The 24110-nt window shown below is 73.0% G+C and carries 24 protein-coding genes and 1 pseudogene; 7 read left to right on the top strand and 18 right to left on the bottom strand.

Annotation, left to right across the window (positions count from 1 at the left end; translation table 11 throughout):
- Nucleotides 1-47: 47 nt before the first annotated feature.
- Nucleotides 48-935 carry a shikimate dehydrogenase gene (locus tag OHA64_RS39920; protein WP_405621837.1) on the bottom strand — a complete coding sequence of 296 codons (888 nt, stop codon included), beginning with the start codon at nucleotides 933-935 and terminating at the stop codon, nucleotides 48-50.
- 156 nt (nucleotides 936-1091) lie between these two features.
- On the opposite strand from OHA64_RS39920, the gene OHA64_RS39915 reads away from it, so the two are divergent.
- The gene (locus tag OHA64_RS39915) at nucleotides 1092-1757 is read left to right on the top strand and encodes a TetR/AcrR family transcriptional regulator (protein ID WP_405621835.1); all 666 of its coding nucleotides are present in this window, start codon (nucleotides 1092-1094) and stop codon (nucleotides 1755-1757) included.
- 169 nt (nucleotides 1758-1926) lie between these two features.
- Nucleotides 1927-3267, top strand: a complete 1341-nt coding sequence (locus OHA64_RS39910) for an MFS transporter (RefSeq protein WP_405621833.1) — start codon at nucleotides 1927-1929, stop codon at nucleotides 3265-3267.
- 83 nt (nucleotides 3268-3350) lie between these two features.
- On the opposite strand, the gene OHA64_RS39905 is transcribed toward OHA64_RS39910, so the two are convergent.
- From OHA64_RS39905 to OHA64_RS39890, 4 genes are all read right to left on the bottom strand, one after another.
- The gene (locus tag OHA64_RS39905; protein ID WP_405621831.1) at nucleotides 3351-3785 is read right to left on the bottom strand and encodes a VOC family protein; all 435 of its coding nucleotides are present in this window, start codon (nucleotides 3783-3785) and stop codon (nucleotides 3351-3353) included.
- Nucleotides 3786-3866: 81 nt separating this feature from the next.
- Complete coding sequence (locus tag OHA64_RS39900; protein WP_405621829.1) at nucleotides 3867-4277, bottom strand: VOC family protein; 411 nt, start codon at nucleotides 4275-4277, stop codon at nucleotides 3867-3869.
- Nucleotides 4278-4452: 175 nt separating this feature from the next.
- Nucleotides 4453-4920, bottom strand: coding sequence for a PPOX class F420-dependent oxidoreductase (locus OHA64_RS39895; RefSeq protein WP_405621828.1), 468 nt, complete (start codon nucleotides 4918-4920; stop codon nucleotides 4453-4455).
- Nucleotides 4917-5090, bottom strand: coding sequence for a hypothetical protein (locus OHA64_RS39890; protein WP_405621826.1), 174 nt, complete (start codon nucleotides 5088-5090; stop codon nucleotides 4917-4919). Before OHA64_RS39890 ends, OHA64_RS39895 begins: the two co-directional genes overlap by 4 nt.
- Here OHA64_RS39890 and OHA64_RS39885 point away from each other — a divergent pair.
- The 3 genes from OHA64_RS39885 (at nucleotide 5038) to OHA64_RS39875 (ending at nucleotide 8410) form a co-directional block, all read left to right on the top strand.
- Complete coding sequence (locus OHA64_RS39885) at nucleotides 5038-5676, top strand: TetR/AcrR family transcriptional regulator (protein WP_405624311.1); 639 nt, start codon at nucleotides 5038-5040, stop codon at nucleotides 5674-5676. The two genes, OHA64_RS39890 and OHA64_RS39885, sit on opposite strands and share 53 nt — an antisense overlap.
- Nucleotides 5673-7115, top strand: a complete 1443-nt coding sequence (locus OHA64_RS39880) for an MFS transporter (protein WP_405621824.1) — start codon at nucleotides 5673-5675, stop codon at nucleotides 7113-7115. Before OHA64_RS39885 ends, OHA64_RS39880 begins: the two co-directional genes overlap by 4 nt.
- A gap of 65 nt (nucleotides 7116-7180) precedes the next feature.
- Entirely contained in the window at nucleotides 7181-8410 is a 1230-nt protein-coding gene (locus OHA64_RS39875) for a serine hydrolase domain-containing protein (protein ID WP_405621822.1), read from the top strand.
- A gap of 35 nt (nucleotides 8411-8445) precedes the next feature.
- Here the strand turns inward: OHA64_RS39875 and OHA64_RS39870 are convergent, their stop codons facing one another.
- The 3 genes from OHA64_RS39870 to ribA all read right to left on the bottom strand — a co-directional run bounded on the left by OHA64_RS39870 (nucleotide 8446) and on the right by ribA (nucleotide 11390).
- Entirely contained in the window at nucleotides 8446-9591 is a 1146-nt protein-coding gene (locus tag OHA64_RS39870; protein WP_405621820.1) for an NAD(P)/FAD-dependent oxidoreductase, read from the bottom strand.
- Nucleotides 9588-10568: an ornithine cyclodeaminase family protein gene (locus tag OHA64_RS39865; protein ID WP_405621818.1), complete on the bottom strand. Its 981-nt coding sequence runs from the start codon at nucleotides 10566-10568 to the stop codon at nucleotides 9588-9590. Before OHA64_RS39865 ends, OHA64_RS39870 begins: the two co-directional genes overlap by 4 nt.
- 162 nt (nucleotides 10569-10730) lie before the next feature.
- The gene (gene ribA, locus OHA64_RS39860; protein WP_405621816.1) at nucleotides 10731-11390 is read right to left on the bottom strand and encodes a GTP cyclohydrolase II; all 660 of its coding nucleotides are present in this window, start codon (nucleotides 11388-11390) and stop codon (nucleotides 10731-10733) included.
- Nucleotides 11391-11428: 38 nt separating this feature from the next.
- Between ribA and OHA64_RS39855 the strand changes: the two genes are divergently transcribed.
- On the top strand, nucleotides 11429-12217 hold the full coding sequence (locus OHA64_RS39855) for a creatininase family protein (RefSeq protein ID WP_405621814.1): 789 nt from the start codon (nucleotides 11429-11431) through the stop codon (nucleotides 12215-12217).
- A gap of 188 nt (nucleotides 12218-12405) precedes the next feature.
- Here OHA64_RS39855 and OHA64_RS39850 read toward each other — a convergent pair.
- The 5 genes and pseudogenes from OHA64_RS39850 to OHA64_RS39830 all read right to left on the bottom strand — a co-directional run.
- Nucleotides 12406-13149 (bottom strand): annotated as a pseudogene (locus OHA64_RS39850) (lysylphosphatidylglycerol synthase transmembrane domain-containing protein); the annotation flags it as partial.
- A 554-nt stretch (nucleotides 13150-13703) separates the two neighbouring features.
- On the bottom strand, nucleotides 13704-14723 hold the full coding sequence (locus tag OHA64_RS39845) for a trans-aconitate methyltransferase (protein ID WP_405621812.1): 1020 nt from the start codon (nucleotides 14721-14723) through the stop codon (nucleotides 13704-13706).
- A complete protein-coding gene (locus OHA64_RS39840; protein ID WP_405624310.1) occupies nucleotides 14720-15889 on the bottom strand; it encodes a glycosyltransferase family 4 protein in 1170 nt (389 codons plus the stop codon). The genes OHA64_RS39845 and OHA64_RS39840 overlap by 4 nt, the downstream gene beginning before the upstream one ends.
- A gap of 11 nt (nucleotides 15890-15900) precedes the next feature.
- A complete protein-coding gene (locus tag OHA64_RS39835; protein ID WP_405621811.1) occupies nucleotides 15901-16299 on the bottom strand; it encodes a 6-pyruvoyl trahydropterin synthase family protein in 399 nt (132 codons plus the stop codon).
- A gap of 153 nt (nucleotides 16300-16452) precedes the next feature.
- On the bottom strand, nucleotides 16453-17436 hold the full coding sequence (locus OHA64_RS39830) for a zinc-binding alcohol dehydrogenase (RefSeq protein ID WP_405621809.1): 984 nt from the start codon (nucleotides 17434-17436) through the stop codon (nucleotides 16453-16455).
- Between the two features lie 108 nt (nucleotides 17437-17544).
- Between OHA64_RS39830 and OHA64_RS39825 the strand changes: the two genes are divergently transcribed.
- Nucleotides 17545-18321, top strand: coding sequence for a CDP-alcohol phosphatidyltransferase family protein (locus tag OHA64_RS39825; RefSeq protein ID WP_405621807.1), 777 nt, complete (start codon nucleotides 17545-17547; stop codon nucleotides 18319-18321).
- Between the two features lie 154 nt (nucleotides 18322-18475).
- Here OHA64_RS39825 and OHA64_RS39820 read toward each other — a convergent pair whose 3' ends face one another.
- From OHA64_RS39820 to OHA64_RS39800, 5 genes are read right to left on the bottom strand one after another with little or no spacing between them, the layout of a single operon-like run.
- Nucleotides 18476-18922 carry a GNAT family N-acetyltransferase gene (locus tag OHA64_RS39820; RefSeq protein ID WP_405621806.1) on the bottom strand — a complete coding sequence of 149 codons (447 nt, stop codon included), beginning with the start codon at nucleotides 18920-18922 and terminating at the stop codon, nucleotides 18476-18478.
- 10 nt (nucleotides 18923-18932) lie between these two features.
- The gene (locus OHA64_RS39815) at nucleotides 18933-20180 is read right to left on the bottom strand and encodes an MDR family MFS transporter (protein ID WP_405621804.1); all 1248 of its coding nucleotides are present in this window, start codon (nucleotides 20178-20180) and stop codon (nucleotides 18933-18935) included.
- A complete protein-coding gene (locus OHA64_RS39810; RefSeq protein ID WP_405621802.1) occupies nucleotides 20177-21970 on the bottom strand; it encodes an ABC transporter permease subunit in 1794 nt (597 codons plus the stop codon). Before OHA64_RS39810 ends, OHA64_RS39815 begins: the two co-directional genes overlap by 4 nt.
- Nucleotides 21971-21973: 3 nt before the next feature.
- The gene (locus tag OHA64_RS39805) at nucleotides 21974-23482 is read right to left on the bottom strand and encodes an ABC transporter substrate-binding protein (protein ID WP_405621800.1); all 1509 of its coding nucleotides are present in this window, start codon (nucleotides 23480-23482) and stop codon (nucleotides 21974-21976) included.
- Nucleotides 23479-24012: a GNAT family N-acetyltransferase gene (locus tag OHA64_RS39800; protein WP_405621798.1), complete on the bottom strand. Its 534-nt coding sequence runs from the start codon at nucleotides 24010-24012 to the stop codon at nucleotides 23479-23481. Before OHA64_RS39800 ends, OHA64_RS39805 begins: the two co-directional genes overlap by 4 nt.
- Nucleotides 24013-24110: the final 98 nt, after the last annotated feature.

Below are 24110 nucleotides of genomic sequence, written 5' to 3'. Positions count from 1 at the left end.
CGGTACCTCTGTTTCTCTGAAGGTCCCTGTGGCTCTCCGCAGGTCCGCTACGGGTGGGCTTTCACGGCCCCGGTGAGGTCGGCGAAGTCCGCCAGCATCGCGGTGCTGTCGGGTTCCCGGCCGGTGAACAGCCGGAACGCGTCGACGGCCTGGAAGACGGCCATCCCGCCGCCGTCGAGGGTCGCGCAGCCGATCGCGCGGGCGGTGCGCAGCAGTTCGGTCTCCAGCGGGCGGTAGACAACCTCGGCGATCCACAGCCCGGGGTGCAGGAGCTGGGCGGGGAGGGGCAGCCCGGGGTGGGCGGCCATGCCGGTGGGGGTGGCGTGCACGAGCCCGTCGGCCCGGGCGAGCAGGTCCGCGAGCCGGTCCGGGGTGGCGGAGGTGGCCCGGTCCGCTCCGAAACGCTGGTTCAGCGAGTCGGCGAGAGCGGCGGCCCGCTCGGGCAGCGCGTCGACGACGGTGACCCGTTCGGCGCCGAGGGTGAGCATGGCGTGCGCGACCGCGGCACCGGCGCCGCCGGCGCCCAGCTGCACGACCCGCTCCAGTGCCACGTCGGGCAGACCGCGCGCGAAGGACGCCGCGAAGCCGGTGACGTCCGTGTTGTGGCCGACGGCCCGGCCGCCCTCCTCGAAGACGACGGTGTTGACCGCGCCGAGGGACTCGGCCTGCGGGGCGAGCGCGTCCAGGTGCCGGATGACGTGCTGCTTGCACGGATGTGTGATGTTGAGCCCGTCGAAGCCCAGGTCACGGGCTGCCCGCAGCAGATCGCCCACCGCCTCGGGGCCGACGCCCAGGGTGTCGATGTCGATGATCCGGTACAGGTGGCGCAGGCCCTGACGATCCGCCTCGCGCTCGTGCAGCGCGGGGCTGAGCGACTGGCCGATGCCGGAGCCGATCAGTCCGACGAGATACGAGTCCTTGTGCTGGGACGGCACCGGCGACCTCCTGAGCGGCTCAGTAATGTACGAACTAGTACGTTAGCTATATCAGGGTCGCGGAACCACGGGAAGCCCTCGGCCGGGAAACGCGGAACCGGCGCGACGCCCCGCCTTCTAGAATCTCGGCACTGGCACCTCGCGCGAAGGAACCCGATGACCAGCGTCGAAGAACCGGCACGACCGAACGGGCGCATCCGTGACGCCGCCCGCACCCAGGCCGAGATCCTCGACGTGGCGACCCAGGAGTTCGCCCGGGCCGGCTTCGACGGGGCCCGGGTGGACGAGATCGCCGCCCGCACCCGCACCACCAAGCGGATGATCTACTACTACTTCGGCGGCAAGGAGCAGCTGTTCACGGCCGTCCTGGAGCGGGCGTACGCGGTGATCCGCGCGGCCGAGCAGCAGCTCGACGTCGAGCATCTGGACCCGGTCGCGGCCATCCGCCGGCTGGCCGAGGTCACCTTCGACCACCATGAGCGGCACCCGGACTTCATCCGCCTGGTGAGCATCGAGAACATCCACGGGGCGGAGCACATCGCGGCCTCGGAGAAGCTAGGCAGGATCGGCTCGCCCGCGCTCGACGTGATCCGCCGGATCCTGGCGTCGGGGCAGGAGTCCGGTCTGTTCACGGCGGACGTGGACGCCGTGGACCTGCACGCGATGATCAGCTCGTTCTGCTTCTTCCGGGTCGCCAACCGGCACACTTTCGGCGCCCTGTTCGGACGTGACCTGGTCGATCCCGCCCAGCGTGAGCACTACCGCGCGATGCTCGGCGACATGGTGATCGCGTACCTGACGGCCGACCGCGCGACGGACTGATCCCCCGCCGCGGGGAGGAAGATCCTTCGACAGGGCCCCTTGACACCCGGGAAACGTGAGCGCAACATCCCACCCACCGCCACTAACTACCCAGTGGGTTAATTAGCCGCGATCCGGCCCTCTCCCCGCCGCTCACTCCCCCTCAGCCGGAGCCCCGAAGGAGCACGCCGTGCCCGTCCCCGCAGCACCACCCGGCCAGCCGAAGAAAGCCGCCCTGGCGGCCTGGATCGGCAGCGCTCTGGAGTACTACGACTTCTTCATCTACGGCAGCGCCGCCGCGCTGATCTTCCCCGACGTGTTCTTCGACGAGTCCGACCCGGCCACCGCGACCCTGCTGTCGCTGGCCACGTTCGGCGTCGCGTACGCCGCCCGTCCGGTCGGCGCGTTCTTCCTGGGTCACTACGGGGACCGGCTCGGCCGCAAGAAGATCATGGTCTTCACGCTGATCCTGATGGGCCTGTCGACCTTCCTCATCGGCTGTCTGCCCACCCGCGACCAGGTCGGCACGCTCGCCCCGGTCCTGCTGGTCCTGTGCCGGGTGCTGCAGGGCATCTCGGCGGCCGGTGAGCAGGCCAGCGCCAACTCCATGACCCTGGAACACGCGCCGCCGGACCGGCGTGGCTTCTTCACCAGCTTCACCCTGAGCGGTACGCAGGGCGGGCAACTGCTCGCCACCCTGGTCTTCATTCCCGTCGCCGCGCTGCCCGACGACCAACTGCTGTCCTGGGGCTGGCGCGTGCCGTTCTGGCTGAGCGTCGCGGTCGCCGTCGTCGGCTTCGTCATCCGCCGCCGTCTGGAGGAGACGCCGGTCTTCGCCCAGCAGACCGCCTCGGAGGGCGTCGTCAGGATGCCGCTGGTGATCCTGATGCGCGAGCACTGGGCGGACGTGTTGCGGGTGATCGCGGGTGCTCTCATCGCCTCGGTCAGCACGATCTTCACGGTGTGGGCGCTGTCGTACGCCACCAGCGACTCGGTCGGCATGTCCCGCTCCTCGATGCTGTGGGTGGGCGCGCTCGCCAACCTGGTCGCGCTCGGCGCGATCCCGCTGTGGGCCACGCTGTCGGACCGCGTCGGCCGCCGCCCGGTGTACCTGATCGGCGCGGCCGGCAGTGCGGTGGCGATGTTCGCCTACCTCTGGGCGATCTCCACGGGCAACTACCCGTTGATCCTCGTGTTGGGCATCGTCGCCTTCGGTGTCGTCTACAGCGCCGCGAACGGTGTGTGGCCGTCCTTCTACGGCGAGATGTTCTCCACCCGGGTCCGGCTGTCCGGCATGGCGATCGGCACGCAGATCGGCTTCGCCGTGGCCGGGTTCGCGGTCACCTTCGCCGCCCAGATCGCGGGTCCGGACGGCGACGACTGGTCGGCGGTCGCGCTGTTCACGGCTGCGCTGTGCGTCCCGCCGGTGATCGCCGTCCTCACGGCGCGCGAGACCCACACGGTGCCGACGGAGCGGCTGGGTGAGCACGGTGGTCGCGAGGAGACGCGGCCCGAGAAGGTGTCGGCCTGACCTGTTCGGCCCGTTGGCCCCTTGGTGCAGGGTGCCGGTGGGCCCCAGGTCGGTCCAGGCGTGGCGGTGTGCCCCAGGACGAGTCAGGCGGAGGCCGCCGCCACGCAGAACTCGTTGCCCTCCGGGTCGGCCATGACGACGTGGTGTTCGTCGGCCTCGGCGAGGACTGTGCCGCCCGCCTCCACCAGACGCTCGGACTCCGCCCTGACCCGCGCCCATCGCTCCTCGGGGCTGCCGTGGCCCGGTACCCGGATGTCCAAGTGGAGGCGGTTCTTGGCGGTTTTCGGCTCCGGCACCTTCAGGATGGACAGGCGGGGGCCGACACCGTCCGGGTCGCAGAGCCAGGCACCGTCGTCCGCCGAGTCGTCCTCCGCCAGGTCGAACTGCGCGAGCCATTCCTCGCGTGTGCTGAAGGGGGCCGGTGGCGGCTCGTCGACATACCCCAGGGCCGTCTTCCAGAACGCGGCGACGAGGACCGCGTCCGCGCAGTCGAGCGTGAGATCGAAAGTGGCTGCCATGACAGGACCGTACTGCGCACCACTGACGGTCGAGCCGGGACGGCCGGGGCGGCCCCTCGCAGTGGGCGGGAGAGCCGGGCGCTAGGAGTTCGACCAGGACCGTCGGCACAGCACCAGCCGATAGCCGTCCGGGTCCTCGACGGTGACGCCCCACTCGTTCCAGTACGGATTGGGCGACGCGACCCGCTTCCCGCCGTGCCGTTCCAGCCGGGCGACCAGGTCATCCGGCACGGGCCCGTCGACGTAGATCACCAGGAGGTCCTCCTCGGTGGGCCGGGGCTCGACGGGGCGGGCGGACTCGTGCACGAGTTCCAGGTGCCAGCCGGCGTCGGGCAGACCGAGCATCAGCAGGTCGTGCTCGCCGGGTTCGGCCCCGCCCTCGGCCCGCCAGACGACGTCCAGCCCGAGCCCCTCGGTCCAGAACCGCTCGGCCGCGGCCAGGTCCCGCGACGGACGGGCGATACGGATGTGACTGCGGCCGTTGACGGGCATGGTGACCTCTCCTCGTGGCGCCTCACGGGTGGTGACGTGTTCGCAGCCTAGGCAGCCGTTGATCGCGGGACCATCGGCCGTCCGTCCTGCGCCCCGGGACCTAGGTCTCCGTTCCGGCGTTCGCTGGACGCGGGGTCAGCGGATCCCGCCGCCCGCAGTGACCGGCGGGAGAGTTTCAGCCCTGGTCGGCGCGCGCCGGGATCCCGTACGCCCGCTCCACCTTCAACCGCACCACCAGGCGACGGTCGCGGACCATGGCGGCCCGGTAGTCGTCCCAGTCCGGGTGGTCACCCTGGACGTCGCGGTAGAGGCGGACGAGCTCGGTAACGGTTTCGTCGTGCGGGTCCTTGGCCACGGGCGAGAGCTCGGCCGTGCCCTCGGCGACGGTGTACGCCCACCGGTCGGCGCTGGTCACGTGGTAGGAGGCGCGCGGATCGCGGCGCAGGTTGCGGGTCTTGGCGCGGTCGTCGGTGATCGAGATCCGGATGATCCGCTCGTCCGGGTAGTAGGCGTGGCTGACGTTCGACAGCTGGGGCCGGCCGTCACGCTTGAGGGTCACCAGCACCCCGCCGTGGCCGTCGGAGAGCAACCGGAGCAGTGCGTCCGGTGCCGGGTCCTGGGCGTCCTTCGCGTCCTGAGTCATACGTCTCTCAACCTGCCCGGACGCCCCGCACATTCCCGGTAGACAGTGTCTACGACCACCTGGTAGACACTGTCTATGGCTGAAAGGGATGAGTCCGAACCCGGGCTGCGTGCCCGTCTGGTCGATGTCGGGGTGGAACTCGTCGCGCGGGAGGGCGCCCAGGCGCTCACACTGCGGGAGATCGCGCGCCGGGCGGGTGTCTCGCACGGGGCGCCGCGTCGCTACTTCCCGACGCACCTGGAGCTGCTGTCGGCCATCGCCCGGCGCGGATTCGACGCGCTGGCGGCGCGGGCGACCGAGGCGACCGAGGCGACCGAGGCGACCGAGGCGACCGAGGCGACCGAGGCGACCGAGGCGACCGAGGCGACCGAGGCGACCGAGGCGACCGAGGCGACCGGTGACGGTACCGCCGCCCCGCGCGTCCAGCTGACGGCGCTGGGGCGCTGCTATCTGGAGTTCGCGCTGGACAACCAGGGCATGTACGAGCTGATGTTCCGTCATGATCTGCTGGAGAGCGGTCATCTGGGGCTGCGGGACACCAGCCTTCCGCTGTTCGCGCGCCTGGTGGAGCTGGTCGGCCGGGCCCGTCCGGACGCCGACGCCCGGCTGGTCGCGGGCGCGCTGTGGGCGAACCTGCACGGCGCCGCCCAGCTGTGGGGCTGGGGCAGCCTCCAACTCGCCACCGATGCCGACGACTTCGGCCCGCTGCTGCACACCGTCCTGAACGCCCATCTGGGTCCGGAGGTAACCGGATGACCGTTCACCGTCGTCTCGCGCTGACGGCCAGCGTGGTCGGGGCGGTCATCGTCGCTCTGGACGGTACGGCCCTCACTGTCGCGCAGCCCGCTCTGCAGCGCGCTCTGGGGGCGTCGTTCGCCCAGGTGCAGTGGACGAGCACCGGCTATCTGATCGCGGTGGCCAGCCTGTTGGTGTTCTCGGGGCGGCTCGGCGACCGGTATGGGCACCAGCGGCTCTTCGCGGTGGGGATGCTCGGCTTCGGGGCCGCGTCGGCCGGTATCGGCCTGGCGTCCGGGATCGGCTGGATGATCGGACTGCGGGTCGTACAGGGCGTGTTCGGGGCGTTGTTGCAGCCCGCGACGCTCGGGATGCTGCGTGCCGCGTACCCGCCCGACCGGTTGCGGAAGCCGATTGCCGTACGGACCGCCGCCATCGGGGTGGCGGCCGCCGTCGGTCCGGTGGTCGGCGGTGCTCTGGTGGCCGGGCCGGGCTGGCGGTCGGTGTTCTTCCTCAATGTGGCGCCCGCCGTCGTCCTCGGCGGGCTCGCCCTGTGCGGGCCGGGGCACCGCTGGGCCATGGCGGGGCAGGGGCCGCGTCAACTCCCGTCCAGGCAGGCGCCGAAGCAGACCCTTGCCGCTCGTCTCGACGTGCCCGGCGCGCTGCTGCTCGCGCTGACTCTGGCGGGCCTCGTCCACACCCTCGTCGCGCTCCCGGACGCCGGCTGGACGACGGCGGGCGAGGCCGGTGCGGTGCTGGTCGCGGCCGCCGCGTTCGTCCGGCACGAGCGGCGCACCGCGAGCCCGCTGCTCCCGCCGGACGTGGTCGGTTCGGCGACCGTGGGCTCGGCGCTCGGTATTCTCGTCGCGGCCTCGGCGGCCCTGCACGGCACGCTGTTCGTCGGCGCGTACGTCCTGCAGTACACCCTCGGCCTCGACGCCTTCCAAAGTGCCCTGCGCAGCCTGCCGTTGGCGGTCATGATGGTGGCCGCCGCGCCCGCCGGCGCCGTCCTTCTGCCGCGCGCCGGCGCCCGTCGTACGACCGTGACGGCGATGGCCGTACTCGCCCTCGGGATCCTGCTGCTGATCCGGGCCTCGGGCACCCTGGCGCTGTGTGCCGGCTTCGGGCTGCTGGGGGCCGGATTCGGCACGGTGATGGTGGCCGCGACCCACGTCGTCGTACGGCACAGTGCCGTCGAGTCGGCCGGCGTGGCGGGCGGGGCCAAGCAGACGGCGATGAACGTGGGGCCGACGCTCGGGGTGGCCGCCGCGACCGTGCTCATGGGGGCCGGCGGTGGGCGCGCGCTGCCGCTCGTGGTCCTGGCCTCGGTGGCCGTGGCCGGTGCGGCTGTCGGTGGCCTGCTGCCGGGACGTGCCGCCGGGGCGGTCGATGATCTCTGTGACACTGCCGACGATCTTGGGGATGCGGGGCCCCGTTCGTCTGTTCCTGCGCGACGATGATGTCTGAGGTCGTCCCGGCTGGGTATGCCGGACCGCACCTCGACGAACGGTGACGAAGGAGAACGATGGCACAGCTGCGGCAAGAGGTGGAGCCCCGCGAGGTCGGGCTGGACGCGAAGGCACTGGACCGCCTCGACCAGCATGTCGCCCACTACGTGGACGAGGGCCGCCTGCCCGGCTTCCTCGTGGCCGTCGCCCGCGGCGGACGTGTCGCCCACCTCACGACCCACGGCCGCCGGGACATCGCGGCCGGTCTGCCGGTCGAGCCGGACACGATCTGGCGGATCTACTCCATGACCAAGCCGGTCACCGCCGTCGCCGCGCTGCTCCTGGTCGAGGAGGGCCGGCTGTCGCTGGACGACCCGGTCGAGCGTCATCTGCCGGCCTTCGCCGAGCCGCGGGTGCACGTGAGCGGCTCCGGCGCCGACATGGTGACCCGCCCGGCCGACGGACCGATACGGGTACGGCATCTCATGACCCACACCGCGGGCCTGACCTTCGCCTTCTACCACAGCCACCCCGTCGACGCCCTCTACCGCCAGGCAGGCCTGGAGTCGTCGGTGATACCGGGCTCGAACCTGGCGGAGACGGTCGACGTGTACGCGAGTCTGCCGCTGCAGTACGAGCCGGGCACCCAGTGGAACTACTCCGTCGCCTCCAACGTGCTGGGCAGGATCATCGAGGTGGTGTCCGGACAGCCGCTCGACACGTTCTTCGCCGAGCGGCTCCTGGGCCCGCTCGGGATGACCGACGCCGGCTTCCACGTCGCCCCCGAACAGGTGGGCCGACTGGCCGAGTTGTACGGGGACGCCGACGGCGGCGGTATCGAGCCGATCCCCGGCCTTCCGCTGCGCGGCCGGCCCCGCCTCCTGTCCGGCAGCGGCGGCCTGGCGGCCTCCGCGCACGACGTGCACCGCTTCATGGAACTGCTGCGCCGCCGCGGCGAACTCGACGGCGTCCGCCTTCTGGCCCCCGAGACGGTGGACCTGATGACCTCCAACCACCTTCCGGGCGGCGCCGACCTGCGCGCGGTCGGCAGCAAACCCGCGCACGACGAAGCCGGCAACGACGGCGTCGGCTTCGGCCTCGGTGTCTCCGTGGTCACCGACCCGTCCCGCACCCTGGCGCCCGCCGGCCTGGGCACGTTCGGCTGGAGCGGCGTGGCGACGACGACGTTCTGGGTGGACCCGACCCGGGACCTGACCGTGCAGTTCATGACGCAGCTACGGCCGAAGCGGTCCCTCGCGCTCTTCCCGGACCTCAAACGGCTGGTCCACGAGGCGGTCACCGGCTAGTGCCTGCCGCGGCACCAGGAACCGGCGCTCCCCGGTCACACCAGGTTGGCCTCGGGACGCGGAGCGTCGGCCGCGAACCGGCCGGCGCCGAGCGGGCTGACGTCCACGAAGGGTTCGCGGCCCAGGTACAGGTCGCGGACGACTTCGCCGACGGCCGGCCCCTGCAGGAAGCCGTGGCCGGAGAACCCGGTGGCGTACAGGAAACGGGAGACCGAAGTCGCTTCGCCGATCAGCGCGTTGTGGTCCGGGGTGATCTCGTACAGGCCGGCCCAGCCGCCGGTGCGACGCAGGTCGAGCAGGGCGGGGGCCCGGTGTTCCATGGCCGCGCACAGGCCGGGGATCCAGCGGTCGTGGGTGTCGGTGGCGAAGCCGCAACGCTCGTCCGGGTCGGACATGCCCACGAGGAGGCCGGGTCCCTCGGCGTGGAAGTAGAGGCCGCTGTGGAAGTCGATGGTCATGGGCAGGTCCGGCGGCAGTCCCCCGACCGGCTCGGTGACCGCGATCTGCCTCCTCAGCGGCTCCACCGGCAGGTCCACCCCGGCCATCGCGCCGACCGCCTTCGACCAGGCGCCGGCCGCGCAGACCACCGTGTCGGTGGCGATCCGGCCCCGGGCCGTCAGCACCGCCGTGATGGTGTCGCCCCGCGTCTCGATGCCGGTGACCTCGGTGTGCCGCAGGATCCGGGCGCCGTGCCGGCGGGCGGTGGCCGCGTAGCCGTGGACGACGGACTCGGGAGTGCAGTGCCCGTCGTCGGGTGAGAACGCGGCGGCGAGCAGCCCGTCGGTGCTGATCAGCGGGGAGAGTCCGCGGGCCTCGGCAGGGTCGATCATGCGGCTGGGCACGCCGAGGGAGTTCTGGAGACGTACGCCCGCCTCGAACGCGGCGACCTCCTCGGGCGTGGACAGCAGGAACAGGTAACCGACCCGGTGCAGCCCGATGTCGTGCCCCGTGTCCTGCTCGAAGCGGGCGAAGGCCTCCAGGCTGCGTGCCCCGAGCCGGATGTTGAGCTCGTCGGAGAACTGCGCCCGCACCCCGCCCGCGGCCTTCGAGGTGGACCCGGACGCCAGTTCGTCCCGCTCGACCAGCACCACGTCCGGTACGCCCGCACGGGCCAGGTGGCAGGCGATGCTCGTGCCCATCACCCCGCCGCCGATCACGACGACCCCGGCGCGCGCGGTCACCGGCGCTCCCGCCGCGCCGCCTCGACGACGGCCCAGGCGGCGGCCGCGTCCTGGACGCCGAGGCCGACGCTGTTGTAGTAGACGATGTCCCCGGGACCGTCGCGGGCCGTGCGCCGCCCGGTGAGGACCGCACCCAGGGGGACCAGGCTCTCGGGGGTCAGCAGGCCCTCCCGCAGGGCGTCCACGACCGGTCCCGCGTGCTCGGCCGCGGTCGCCGGGTCGTCGACGACGACGGCCCCGTCCGCCAGGGCCCGTCGTACGACCTCCGCGTCCACCTCGCGCCGGGTGGGTTCGAAGGACCCCACGCTGACCACCGTGCACCCGGGTGCCAGCCATTCGCCACGCACCACGGGCGTGGTGCTGAGCGTGCAGGCCGCGACCAGCGACGCCCCGGTCACGGCCGTCTCGGCGGTGGCGACCGGCTCGACGGGCAGGCCCAGTTCGGCGGCGAGCGTGTCGGCGGCGCGGGCTCGGTGTCGTGGGGTCGGGCTCCACAGACGCACCGACTTCAGGTCCCGCACCCGGGCGATCGCCCGGGTGTGCGCGAGGGCCTGGGTGCCCGAACCGAGAACAGCCAGGTCGGCCGCGTCGGGACCGGCCAGGACGTCGAGGGCTACGGCGCTCGCCGCGGCCGTGCGCAGGGTGGTCACCGTGGTGCCGTCCATGACGGCGGCGAGTCGGCCCGTCGCCGGGTCGAGCACGGTGACGACGGCGTGCACGGTCGGCAGTCCGCTCGCCGCGTTGCCCGGGTTGACGCTGCCGAACTTGGCGACGGCCCCGGAGTCCGCGGACAGCCGGGAGACGTACGAGAAGACCACGCTGTCGTCGAAGCGGCTCGGGTGCATGATCTTGCCGGGCAGGTCGGCGGCGCCGTCGCCGAGGGCGGTGAACGCGGCCCGCTGGGACCGGATCGCCGTGTCGGGATCCAGCAGTTCGGCGACCCGCTCGGCGGCGAGGAAGTGGATGTCGTCGCTCACTGCGTGTTCCCTTCGTCGCCGCCGCGTGTGCTCCGCTCCCCCATGCTTCCCGCAAGGACCGCCGCCCGCACCCGCTCGGCGACCCGGCTCGGGTGCGACGCTCCCTGCGGGCGCGGCGGTCGGCACCGGAGCGACACCGGCCGACCGCCACCGGGCCCGGGCTCAGGAGGAGCTGACCACCGCGTCCAGATGGGGCAGGTGGTGGTCCAGGCGCTCCCGCTTCGTCCGCAGATAGGTGATGTTGTTCTCGCACGGCGGTATCAGTAGCGGCACCGTCTCAGCGACCTGGATGCCGTGCCGCACCAGCGCCTCGCGCTTGCGCGGGTTGTTGGACATCAGGCGGACCGAGTTCACGCCCAGGTCGTGCAGGATCTCGGCGGCGACGCCGTAGTCGCGGGCGTCCACCGGCAGACCGAGCGCCAGGTTCGCCTCCACGGTGTCCAGGCCCTCCGCCTGAAGCGCCATCGCCCGCAGCTTGGCGAGCAGGCCGATGCCCCGGCCCTCATGTCCCCTGAGGTAGACGACGATGCCGCGGCCCTCCGCGGCGACCGCGCGCAGCGCGGAGGCCAACTGGTCGCCGCACTCGCAGTGCTGGGAACCGAAGGCGTCACCGGTCAGGCACTCGGAATGCAGACGGGTGAGGACATCGTCCGTGCCGATCTCGCCGTAGACCAGGGCCACTTGTTCCTCGCCACGATCGTGATCGAGGTAGCCGACCGCCTGGAATTTCCCGTAGACGGTGGGCAGCGGGGCATTCACGACGCGTTCCACACCCGTGCGCTGCGGCGACTTCTTGCCGAGCACGCCAATTTTATCTGTCATGATCTGGTTCCTAAGCAGAGACGAAAGGCCGTGAAAAGATGAGTGGTTCGGGAATACGGTCGGCGGCGTACGGTCTGGTGCCGGCGGACACTACCGAAGACGTACGGACGCGAGGCGCGGGCGTCTCAACCCAGGTGGCCGTCCTTCCCGTCGGGAGCTTCGAACAGCACGGTGCGTACCTGCCGTTGGCGACCGACACGCTCGTCGCCTGCGCCATAGCCCGGGAGATCGCCTCCGCGTACCCGGTGCACCTCCTTCCGCCGGTGACCATCGCCTGCTCGCACGAGCACGCGGCCTGGCCGGGAACCGTCAGCATCTCCTCCGTGACCCTTCACGCGGTGGTACGGGACATCGCGGCGTCGCTGCGCCGCTCGGGCGTCGAGGCCCTGGTTCTGGTCAACGGGCACGGCGGGAACTACGTCCTGGGCAATGTGGTTCAGGAGTCCTCCGCACGCGGTGAGCGGATGGCGCTCTTCCCGGCCCCGGAGGACTGGGAGGCGGCCAGGGAGCGGGCCGGGGTGGCGACTTCGCTGCTCACCGACATGCATGCGGGGGAAATCGAAACCTCCATCCTGCTGCACGCCCATCCCGAAATGGTCCGACCCGGTTACGAGTCCGCCGATTTCGTCGCGGACGACCGCCGTCATCTGCTCACCGTCGGAATGTCCGCCTATACCGATTCGGGCGTCATTGGCCGTCCTTCCCTGGGTTCCGCGGAAAAGGGGAAGGAACTGCTGGCGGGCTTCGCCGATTCCTTCGCGACGTATTTCTCGCTGCTCACGTCCGCGGACGGCACCGCGAGGACCGCGGTGGACGAGCGCGGGTAGTCGTCGTCCGGCGCGCGGCGGGGTTCCGGAACCGCCACGACCGTCGCGGCCGGTTCCCGGGCGACGTCTTCCGTCCCGGCGTCCGTGCCGCGCAGGCCGGTGTACCACCGGGCGACCAGCACGAGGGCGCCCGGCAGGGCGGCCACGAAGCTGAGCACTCCGTACACCACCGCGACCGCCAGCCCGCTGCTCGCGCCGAGGCCGGCGGCGCCGAACGCCCAGGCGGTGACGCCCTCGCGGGGGCCGAAGCCGCCGACGTTCAGCGGCAGCCCCATCGCGAGCAGGGCGAGGATCGCGAGGGGCAGCAGTACGGCGACGGAGGCGCCGGTCCCGGCGACGCGGGCGGCGACGACGAACATCGCGAGGTGGCCCGCGAGGACCACGGCCGAGGACAGTGCGACGCCGGGCCAGTTACGGCGGGACAGCAGTCCCTCGCGCGCCTCGGCCAGGCCGGCCCGCAGGGCGCGTCCGCGCCGGGAGGGGGCGCGGTTCATGCGCAGGGCCAGGACGACCGCCAGGGTGCCGAGCGCGGCGAGGCCGATCAGCGGGGCGAGGTGCCGGGCGTCGGCCAGTACGGGCGAGGGCATGGTCAGCAGGACGGCGGCGCCCGCGACGGCCAGCACGACCTGTCCGGCGGCCCGTTCGAGGACGACGGAGCGGACCCCGCGGCCGAGGTCACCGGTGCTCCGCCCGTGCCGGACCGCCCGGTGGACGTCCCCGAGGACACCGCCGGGCAGGGCGGCGTTCAGGAACAGCGCCCGGTAGTAGTCGGCGACGGCCGGTGCCAGGGGCAGCCTGATTCCGAGGCCACGGGCCACCAGGGCCCAGCGCCAGGCGCTGAACACGGTGGTGAGCAGCCCGATGCCTACGGCCACCAGCAGGGTCGGCGCGTCGATGCGCCGCAGTCCGTCCAGGAAGACGCCGGTGCCCATGCGCCACAGCAGGACGGCGAGGATGACGACGCCGGCGACGGTGCCGAAGTGGGTACGGACGGCACGGGAGTTGACGCGGTCCAGGACGCCGCGCAGGGCGCTCCGCCACCGGGGCGTGCCCGGAGTCGCTGCCTCGGGCCTGGCCGTGGCCACGATCACGCCGATCCGGGTCTCGGAGACGGCCGCACCTGTCCGCGCGGCCGGCGCCCCGCCGGCGGCGGTGGGCCCCTCCGCCCGGGCCGCGAGCAACTCGTCGCGGGCGGCGAGGGCGTCGGTGCGGGCGGCGAGCACCTTCCTGCGGGCCGCGAGGTCCTCCGGCGGGAGCACACGCGCCCCGGCGGGGAGCGCGAAGACCTCGACCGGGCCGCCGTACCGCCGGACCGACTGCCCCTGCCGATCGGCAGGTTCGGCGTTCGACTCGCCCGATGTGGTGTCCCGCTCGCGCGAGGAGATGTTCCCCGCACGCGGTTCGGCGGCCTCTTCGCGCGGCTCGGCGCTCTTCGCACGCGGGCCGACAGTGAGCCGGGCCGCCCACACGCCCACCGTCTCCACGCTCATGACTCCCCGCCGGTCGTCGGCCGGGACAGCGCCAGCAGGTCGCTGTGGTGCACGACGACCCGCAACTCCCCCGCCTCACAGGCCGCGAGACGCTCGCGCAGATACCGTTCCGCGCGCGGTGCCAGCTCGGGCCGTTCCTCGACGGCCGCGCCGACCCAGCCGCGCAGCCACTGCGCGGTCAGCGCGGACTCGGCGGGGCCGAGCCGCCAGGGGCTCGGGTGCAGCCGTACCGTGGCGCCGCGTTCGGAGAACGCCTCGCACGCCGCGGTGATCGCGTCCGGCCCGAGCAGCCCGTCGCGGCGCTGGTGGGCGTTGAACGCCTCGGCGATCTCCGCGTCCAGCGGGTCGGAGGGGGTGAGGTCGACCCGGCCGGCCACCGACAGGGTCAGCAGGGCCGGGCAGCCGGCGCTGGTGCAGGCGGCGGCGAGGGCGTCGATCTCCTCGCGGGTGAGGACGTCGAGCAGCGCGGAGGCCGTCACCAGCGAGGCGCCGGCGAGGACGTCCGTGGTCAGTCGGGCGACGTCACCGCGCCGTGTCTCCACGGTGACCCGGCTGCCGTCGGCGGCGGACCGCGGGGAGGCGACGGCGGCGAAGTGCAGGAGGTAGGGGTCGCGGTCGTGCAGGATCCAGTGCTGGGCGCCGTCCAGGCGGGGGGCCAGCCAGCGGCCCATCGAGCCGGTGCCGCAGCCCAGGTCGTGGATGACCAGACCGGCCTTCCCGGGCAGGTTCGCGAGCCGGATCCGCAGCGGGTCGAGCAGGTCGGGCGACCGCCCGGCGGCGTCGGCCCCCTCCCGCAACTCCAGCCACTCGGGGGCGTACCGCGGCGGATCGTCGGGGCCAGCGTCCCGCAGCCGCACGGTGGGCCGCTCGCCGGGGCCGAGGGTGGGGCCCGCACCGGCGATCACGGTGTTCGCCACCTCGGCCGCTCCTCCGGCTCCGGCACCCCCGGCCGCCTCGCGGGGGCCGGGCTGTGTCGGAATCGTCCCCGCCTGCTTGGTCATCGCCGTCTCCGTCATGCCGCCCTCCTGGGTTCGTTCGGCAGTCGGCCCAGTACTCCGGCCAGGCTGCGTGCCGTGGTCGCCCAACCGCCGAGGGCGGCCCGTCGGCCGCGGGCAGCGGCCTTCAGGCGACGTCGTACGTCCGCCTCGCCGAACCAGCCGCGCAGTTCGGCGGCGAGGGCGGCGGGGTCCTCCGGCGGGACGAGGATGCCGGGCACACCTCCGTCGGGCGCCCGCCCGACGGCCTCCGCGAGCCCGCCGACGTCCGTTGCCAGCACCGGGATGCCGCGGGCGAGCGACTCGGTCACCGCCATGCCGTAGGTCTCGGCGTAGGAGGCGAGGACCATGAGGTCGGCGGAGGCGTAGCTGGCGTCGAGTGCGGCACCGGACTGGGGGCCCGCGAGGTGCAGGCGGTCCTGGAGGCCGTACTCGCTGATCAGGGTTCGCAGTCCGGCGACGTACTCCGGGTCGTGCCCGAGTCCGCCGACGAAGACGCAGCTCCACGGCAGGTCGGTCACCGTGGCCAGCGCCTCCACCAGCCGGTGCTGTCCCTTGCGCGGGGTCACCGCGGCCACGCACAGCAGTCGGGAGACGCCGTCGGTGCCGGAGGCGAGGGGGGCGATGTCGGCGCCGGGGGCGGCGGCATGGACCCGCTCGGGGGCGAGACCGTGGTGCGAGACGAGTCTGCGTACGGCCCAGTCGCTGGTGGCGATGACGGCCGGGACGGCCCGCAGCACCGCGCGTTCCCTGGCGTCGAGGTCCGCCGCCACCGCCCGGTCGAGTCCCGTCTCGTCGCCGAGCGGGAGATGGACCAGGACGGCCAGGCGCAGCCGTTCCGCCTCGGGGACGACGATCTCGGGCACCCCGCAGGCGACCAGCCCGTCCAGCAGCACGACCGCGCCGTCCGGCAGCTCCCGCAGCACCCGGGCGAGTTCCGCGCGGGCGGCACCTCCCGGTCTGGGCCAGCTGCCGTCCACGGCGTGCTTGTGGACCTGCCATCCGAAGCCGGGCAGGTCGAGGCTGACGCGCCGGTCGTAGGCGTTGCCGCCGCTGGGGGCGGCCGGGTCGTCCACGCCGCCGGGCAGGACGAAGTGCACGGAGCGCAGGGACATCGGGATGATCTCCGCGTTCTTGAGGGCGGAGTGCTGCACGGGCACGTAGCCGAGCCCGGTGGTCCGCTCCATCGTCGTGTCGGTCACAGGGCACGCTCGTAACTCGCCCAGGCGACGTGCGACTCGTGCAGCGTGACGGTGAGGCCCGCCAGGCCCTTGGCGCCCTCGCCGAGCGCGCCCTTGTGGACGCGTTCGGCGATCCGGTCGGCGATGACCTTCGCCAGGTACTCCGTGGAGGTGTTGATTCCGGCGAAGTCGGGCTCGTTGTCGAGGTTGCGGTAGTTCAGCTCGCTGACTACGGCCCCGAGTTCCTGTGTGGCCAGTCCGATGTCGACGACGATGTTGTCGTCGTCCAGCTGCTCGCGCCGGAACGTGGCGTCCACAAGGAACGTCGCTCCGTGCAGGCGCTGCGCGGGGCCGAAGACCTCGCCGCGGAAGCTGTGGGCGATCATGATGTGATCGCGGACGGTGATGCTGAACAACGGACGACCCTCCAGGTGCGGCGCGTCTGGTCCCCCCGCTGATCCCTGCCGGGGGATGCCGTGTAGTACGGCTCTTCGCTTCCCCTTGTTCAGTCGACTCTCACTCTTTTCTCAGGTCAGGCACCCCTGTCGTAACGGGATTGAACCTGTGTGTCACGTGTGCTCGTCGTAACGGACCCGGTGGCAGAGCGCGGGGATCTCGCCGGAGGCCAGCCGGGGCAGCACGTCCGGCAGTTGCTCGAACCCGCATTCGCCGGTGACGAGGGCGTCCAGGGCCGGGTCGCCGAGCAGGTCGAGCGCGAGGGCGAGCCGGTCGGCGTAACTGCGGCTGGAGCGGCGGGCCGGGGAGACGGAGCCGACCTGGCTGCTGCGGATGACCAGGCGCCTGGAGTGGAAGGCCTCACCGAGCGGGAGGCTGACCTGCCGGTCGCCGTACCAGCTCAGTTCGAGGACGGTGCCTTCGGCGGTCAGCAGTTCGAGGGCGCGGGTCAGGCCCTGTTCGGTGGCGCTTGCGTGGACGACGAGGTCGCAGTCGCCGAGCGCCTCGGCGGGGGTGGCGAAGTCGACGCCGAGGGCCTCGGCGGTCTTGGCCCGGGCGGGGTCGGCGTCCACCAACTGGACTCGCACGCCGGGGAAGCGGGCCAGCAGGGCGGCCACCGAGCTGCCGATCATGCCGCCGCCGACGACCGCGATCCGGTCGCCGACCAGGGGGGCCGCGTCCCACAGGGCGTTCACGGCGGTCTCGACGGTCCCGGCGAGGACGGCCCGTCGGGCGGGCACGTTCGCCGGTACGACGGTCACCGCCTCCGCCGGGACGACGTACCGCGTCTGGTGCGGGTAAAGGCAGAAGACGGTCCGGCCGACCAGTGCCTCGGGGCCCTCCTCCACCAGTCCGACGCTGAGGTAGCCGTACTTCACCGGTGCCGGGAAGTCGCCTTCCTGGAACGGTGCCCGCATGGCCGCGTACTGACTCTCCGGCACCCCGCCGCGGAACACCAGGGTCTCCGTGCCCCGGCTGACCCCGGAGTACAGCGAGCGGACGACCACCTCGCCCGCGGCGGGGTCGGGCAGGGTCAGGTCACGTATCTCGCCGTGGCCGGGTGAGCTGAGCCAGAAAGCACGCGCGGTGCGCTTCATCGGCATCCTCCTGAACGATCGGGAAGCGGTTCACGTACCGAGGTGTGCACAGGTCGCGCACAGTACGCGTCCTTGATCGACTCTGTCATCTGGCCGGAGGAATGTGCGGTGGCCCTGAACAACACTTACGAAGCAAGGCTGGTCCAGCAGGAGACCGCGGTGGGAGCGGGCCTGCAGATCCTTTTGCTGGCCCTGCTCGGTACGGCGATCGGCATGGGGCCGGCGGGCTGGCTGACCGGTCTCGCCTTCGCCGTCGCCACCTGGGCGGTGCTCTCCCGGGCTCTGCACCGCTCCCGGCCGCGTTCCTTCGGCCCGGCGAACCGGGTGACCCTCGGCAGGGCGACGCTGGTCGGCGGTGTCACGGCGCTGGTCGCGGACTCCGTCGAGAGCTCACCGCCGGTCACGCTGTTCGTCGGTCTGACGGCGGTGGCCCTGATACTCGACGGGGTCGACGGCAAGGTCGCCCGCCGCACGGGCACGTCGACCCCGCTGGGCGCGCGGTTCGACATGGAGGTCGACGCGTTCCTGATCCTGGTGCTCAGCGTCTACCTCTCGATGTCCCTGGGCCCCTGGGTCCTCCTCATAGGCACCATGCGGTACGCCTTCGTCGCCGCGGCCCGCGCCCTTCCCTGGCTCAACGCGCCCCTTCCCCCGAGCATGGCCCGCAAGACGGTGGCCGCCCTCCAGGGCGTCCTGCTCCTCCTGGCCGCCTCGAACCTCCTGCCGTACCCGGCGACGTTCGGGGTCGTCGCCGTCGCCCTGGCCCTGCTGGTCTGGTCGTTCGGCCGGGACATCCTGTGGCTGCGGCGGACGTACCGGTCACAGGAGGTCGCGGTGGCACAGATGCTGGAGCTGGTGACGGAGCGGGAGCCGGTGGCGTCCTGAACCCACGGGCCCACGACGGGCATCCGGTCGGTTCCTGAACCCTCGGTCGCACGGCGGGCACCGGGTGGACTCCGAACCGACTGGCGTACGGCGGGCCCCGGTCGGCTCCTGAACCGGCTGCCCTACGGCAAGCACCCGGTCGGCTCCTGAACCGTCAGCCCCGCAGCGGCACCCGGTACACGGTGGACTGCCTGGCCCGGAATCCCAGCCGCTCGTACAGCCGGTTCGCCGCGGCCCGGTCGGGTCGCGAGGTGAGGTCGACGGTCCGTGCCCCCGCCTCCCGGGCCAGCCGCAGGGCCTCCAGGGTCAGCAGCCCGGCGACTCCGTGGCCGCGTGCCGCGTGGTCGACGACCACGTCCTCCACCCGGGCCCGCAGTCCGCTCGGCACCGGGAACATCACCAGTGTCAGGGTGCCGACGATCGTGTCGGCGGTGCGGGCGACCAGCACGGTGTTCGTGTCGCACTTCAGGATGGTGCCGACCGCCGCGAGGTCGAGGCGCGTCGCGGTCGAGGACAGCTGCGGCAGCATCCGGCCGAAGGCGTCGACGAGTTCCTGGTCCGCCTCCCGGGCGATCTCCACCCGGACGTCCTGGGTATCCATGCCGCGGACCCTATCGGCCGGGCCGGTCCGTCCGTCGGCCCGGCAGCAGCGCGATCGCCGCGGCCGGCACGGCCGCCAGCACCAGCCACGGCACCGCACCCGGCAGCCCGCTGTCGAGCAAGGTGCCCGTCGCCGCGCTGCCGACCAGGACGATCAGACCTGAGACCGAGGACAGCGCCCCCGTGTACAGGCCGAGACGGCCCTCCTCGGCGAGGTCGGGAACCCAGGCACGGGCGACCGGGGCGACCAGCATCTGGCCGAGCGTGAGCAGGACGACGAAGCCCGCCGCGGGCAGCAGCCCCGCGGTGCCTGTCCATCCGGCGGGCCGGGCGGCGCCCACGACGACGAACCCGGCCGCGACCAGCAGCAGGCCGGCCGCCATGGACCGGCGGAGCGTCAGGCGGCTTCCCGCCCAGCGGGTGACGGGCAGTTGGGCGGTCACCACCAGCAGCGAGGACAGGGCGAACAGCCAGGCCAGCGGCGCCTGCGAACCCGCCGCGCGTTCCACCTCGGCGGGCAGGGCGAGGTAGAGCTGGTTGTAGGCGAGCAGGTAGGCGCCGTATCCGCAGCACAGCGCCAGGAAGCGCCGGTTGCGCAGCAACAGCCGCGTGCCGCCCCGGACCTCGACGCGGGCCCGCCCCGGAATCCGCTGCGGCAGCAGCCACGCGTGCCCGGCGAGGACGAGCACGAAGATCCCGGCTCCGGCCAGGCACACGGTCCGGAAATCCACCGACAGCAGCAGCGCGCCGAGCAGCGGGCCGACGAACGCCCCGGCCTGTCCGGCGACGGTGAACAGCGCCAGTACCCGGGTACGGGGGCCGCCGCCCGCGTCCTCCCACGCCACCGCCTGCCGGGCGACCTCGGACTCCACAGCCGGCGAGAACAGCGCTGCGGCGAACCCGATCAGCAGGACGGCACCGATGACCGTCCATGTCCGTTCGGCGAAGCCGAGCCAGGCGAACCCGGCGATCCTGAGCGCGCACCCGGCGAGGACCACCGGCCGGATGCCGTACCGGTCCGCCAGTGCCCCGCCCACCACGAACAGTCCCTGCTGGCTGAAGGTCCGCAGCCCGAGCACCAGCCCGACCAGCCAGCCCGCCATCCCCACCGCCTGTCCCAGGTGTTCGGACAGGAACGGCAGGACGGCGAAGAAGCCGACGTTGAAGGCGAGTTGGGTGAGGATCAGCAGCCGCAGCAGGGGCGAGAGCCGGGTGCGTTCCCTGGACGCCTTGCCCGGAACGACCGATGTCGACGTCATCGTGTTCCCACCAACTCCCTTGCGGGGGACGGTTGTTCGGGTGCGATCGCGGGTGCACGAGATCCCGTCCGCCGGCGTGGCACCCGTACGCCGCCCGCCGCGCTCACCGCGAACGCCCCGAGCAGGGCGAGGAAGGCGGCGGGGGCGAGGACCGCCCAGGGGGCGCGTTCGGCGTAGGGCTGGTTCTCGGCGAGGAGCAGACCCCATTCCGGGGAGGGCGGCTGCGCGCCGAGTCCGAGGAAGGCGAGCGAGGCCAGGGCCAGCGCGATGCCGGGCAGCCGGAGCAGGGCGTGGCGGGTGACCGGCGGGAGGACGGCGGGCAGCAGGTCGCGACGCAGGAGGTGCCACCGGCCCGCGCCGAGGCCCCGGGTGGCGGTCACATGGAGGGCGGCGCGTTCCTGCCGCAGCAGCGCGGAGGCGTGCGCCGCGAGGGGCGCCCAGGCGACGGCGCCCACGGCGAGCGCGGGGGTGCCGGGTCCGCTGCCGACGACGGCGGTGACCAGCAGGGCGAGGAGGACGGGCGGTACCGCGTTGACGGTGTCGACGAGGGGTCCGGACAGCCTGGGCAGCAGCCCGAGCAGGACACCCCCGAGCAGGGTGGCGGCGCCGATCGCCAGGGCGAGCAGAAGGGTGTCGAGGGCGCCGTGCGCGACTCGCGCGAGCATGTCCCGGCCGAGCGCGTCGGTGCCGAACGGGTGGGCCCCGGACGGGGGTCGGAGGCGTTCGCCGGTGTCGAGGGCGAGGGGATCGCGGGGCAGACCGAGCGCGACGACGGCGACGAGGAGCCCGCCGTGGACGTACGGCAGGACCCGGCGGGCCGGTGGTGCGGGCCGGTGGAGCGAGGGCAGCGCGCCGTCGCGCAGCGCGGGGCCGGCCAGGAGCCGGGTGGCGAGTGAGGCCAGCCCTGCCGTCACGGCCGCCAGCAGGACCATGACCAGCGTGCCGGCCTGGAGGACGGGCAGGTCCTGGGCAAGGGCGGCCTGGAGGGTGGTGCGGCCGAGTCCGGGGATGTCGAAGATCTGCTCCACCGCGACCGCCCCGCCGGTCAGGCCGACCACGAACAGGCCCAGGTTCGGCAGCAGTCCGGGCAGACAGCGGCGTACCGCCTGGCGGGCGACGCGCCGCCCGGGCAGTCCGCGTGCGGTGGCGGCCAGCGCCCAGGGTTCGGCGAGGGCGCCGGGCAGCAGGTCGTCGAGGAGCCGTCCGATGACGGCGCCTGCGGGCAGGCCGAGCGCGAGGGCGGGCAGCACAGTCCACTGGGGGCCGTACCAGCCGAGGGCGGGCAGCCAGCCCAGTTGGACGCCGACGATGGTGGCGAGGACGGACGCGGTGAGGAACTCGGGCAGCGCGGCGAGGACCGCCGAGCCGCTGCCTCCCGCGCGCCGCCCGTCGAGGCGCCGGTGCGCACCGAGCCACAGGGTGCGGGCGCAGATCAGCGCGGCGGTGACGGCGGCGACCGCGAAGGCCACCGTCATCAGCAGCAGGGACACCCCGAGGGCCTGGAGGACGGCGGGGGCGACCTCGTCGCCGGACAGCCACGACCGGCCGGCGTCCCCGTGCCACAGTCCGCCGAGCCACTGTCCGAGCAGGGAGAACGGGCCCCGGTCCAGGTCGAGTTGGGCGCGGATGTCGGCCAGGACCTCGGGGGTGGGGTCGCGGTCGGCCGAGCGTGCCTTGAGGACGGTGAGCGCCGGGTCGGTACGGGTCAGCCAGGGCAGCAGGCCGATGCCGCACACCAGGGCGGCCGCGAGCAGTGCCCGCCACACGGGCGTGGCCAGGTGCCGTCGCATGGATCAGCGCCGCGTTCCGGTGCCGAGGAGGGTGCGCTCGTACGGGTCGAGGAGCACGCCGCTGACCGAGGTGCCGACGCCGGTGATGACGCGCTGGTGGACCAGCGGGACCACGGCGTCGGTGCCGAGGATCGCGGCCTCGGCGGTCATGGCCGCGTCCTGCCGTTCGGCGGTGTCGGCGATGCCCTCGGCTTTCGCCACGGCCCGGTCGACGTCCCGGTCGCAGAGCTGGGCGATGTCGAAGCCACCCTCACAGGTGTAGTCACTGGCGAGGACGGCGAGCGGGTCGCCGGTGTCGACGAGGGTGTTGCGGGCGAGGACGACGGCGTCGAACTTCCCGTCCAGGGCGTCGCTCTCCAGCCGCGAGTACTCGCGCACCTCCAGCGTGACCCGGAACCCGGCCTTCTCCAGCTGCTGCTTCAACACCTGCGCGACCTCGGGGAGTTCGGGCCGGTTGTCGTAGGTGGCGAGGGTGATCCTCGTGCCGTCGGGGGTCGCGGCCCTCGCCCTGCCGACCGGCTGCTGCCGCTTGCCCTCGGCCCAGGTCACGGCGGGTCCGTAGATGCCGGCGCCGGGGTCGGCGTGTCCCTCGTAGACGCCCTTCGCGAGGGCGGAGGTGTCGACGGCCCGGCGGGCGGCGGCGCGCACCTCGGGGTCCTCGAAGGGGCCCGACCTCGCGTTGAGCAGCAGGCTGGTGGTGCGGGTGGTGGCCGTCTCCTTGCGGGTGGCCTTGTCGAGGGTGGCGGCCTGCGCGACGGGGATCGCCTCGGCGAGGTCGATCTCGCCGGTGCGCAGGGCGCTCGCGCGGGCGGTGCCGTCGGCGATGAAGCGGACGTCGACGCCGGAGGCCTGGGCGCGACCGCCCCAGTAGTCGTCGTAGCGGTCGAGGGTGGCGGACGTGGATCCGCTGACCTTCGTGAGTTCGAAGGGGCCGGTGGCGGTGCCGACCGGGTCGACGCGGCCCTTGCCGTCGTAGGCCTTCGAGGAGAGGACGGCGAGGCTCGGGCTGGACAGACGCAGGGGCAGTACGGGGTCGGGGGCGCCGGTGGTGATCCGGACCCCTGTGCCGCCGTGGGCCTTGGCGGTGAGGGTGACGCCGGACAGGGCGGCGGGCGCGGGCTTGGCGTCGGTGGCGTGGGTCAGCGCGTCGGCGACCGCGGCCGGGGTGACGTCCGAGCCGTCCTGGAAGGTGGCCTCGCGCAGGGTGAACAGCCAGGTGCGGTCGCCCTCGCGGCGCCAGGAGGCGGCGAGCGCCGGGGCGGCGACGCCGTTGGCGTCCAGCGCGGTCAGACCCTCGGTGACGCCGAGGCGGCTGAGGATGGTGGCGTCGGCGCCGTACGGCGAGAGGTTCTCGGTCGGCGGGAACGCGAGCGCGGCCCGCAGCCGGGAGCCGTCCTTCGCGCCGCCCGAGGAGTCGCCCGAGGAGTCACCGCCGGAGGAGGCGAAGCAGGCGGTGAGGAGCGGGGCGAACAGCAGGGAACCGAGTATGTGGCGGCGTCGCACGCCGTTCACCGTCCTATCGGGATCTCGAAGTGGAGGACCCCGCTGCCGCGAGGGTCGTCACGCTCGTCATGCACGGCCTTTCCGAGCGAACGCCAGAAGGGTTCGGCACCCGGGACCGCCGGGTCGGTGTGCAGATAGACGGCGCGGTAGTCGCCGTCCGCGGCGGCGAAGACGAGCAGTTCGTCGACCAGGCGTCGGGCCAGGCCGCGCCGGCGGTGCTCGGGGCGGACGTACACCCGGCGAAGCTGCGCGGTCGCGCCGGAGGGATAACGCTCGGCGATGTGGCGCGGGTTGGGCGGATGGACGGGGCCGCGGGAGTCGAGAGCGGCGGTGGCCACGACGGTGTGTTCGTCCGGGTCGAGGGCGACGAGGAGGGTGTGGCGGGCCGGGGCGAGGTAGGCGGCGGCCGGATCGATGATGTCGCGATGCCAGCGGGGCACGTAGCCGGTACCGAAGTCGCGGTAGACGGTGTCGAGCATCACGGCTCGCGCACCGTCGAGGTCGTCCGGGCCTGCCGCCCTGATGCAGTAGTTACGCACTTGCCAATCATATGCATTAAGCCTTCGGAGTGATCACGGGGTCGATGGTCGGCGGGCAACTCCCAGGCGATTTGACACCCGTCACCCGAGACCCCTAC

It is taken from the genome of Streptomyces sp. NBC_00076 (genome assembly GCF_045041235.1).
Taxonomy (GTDB): domain Bacteria; phylum Actinomycetota; class Actinomycetes; order Streptomycetales; family Streptomycetaceae; genus Streptomyces.
Note: the sequence above shows the minus strand (reverse complement) of the source record. Positions and strands in the feature narration are given on the sequence as shown.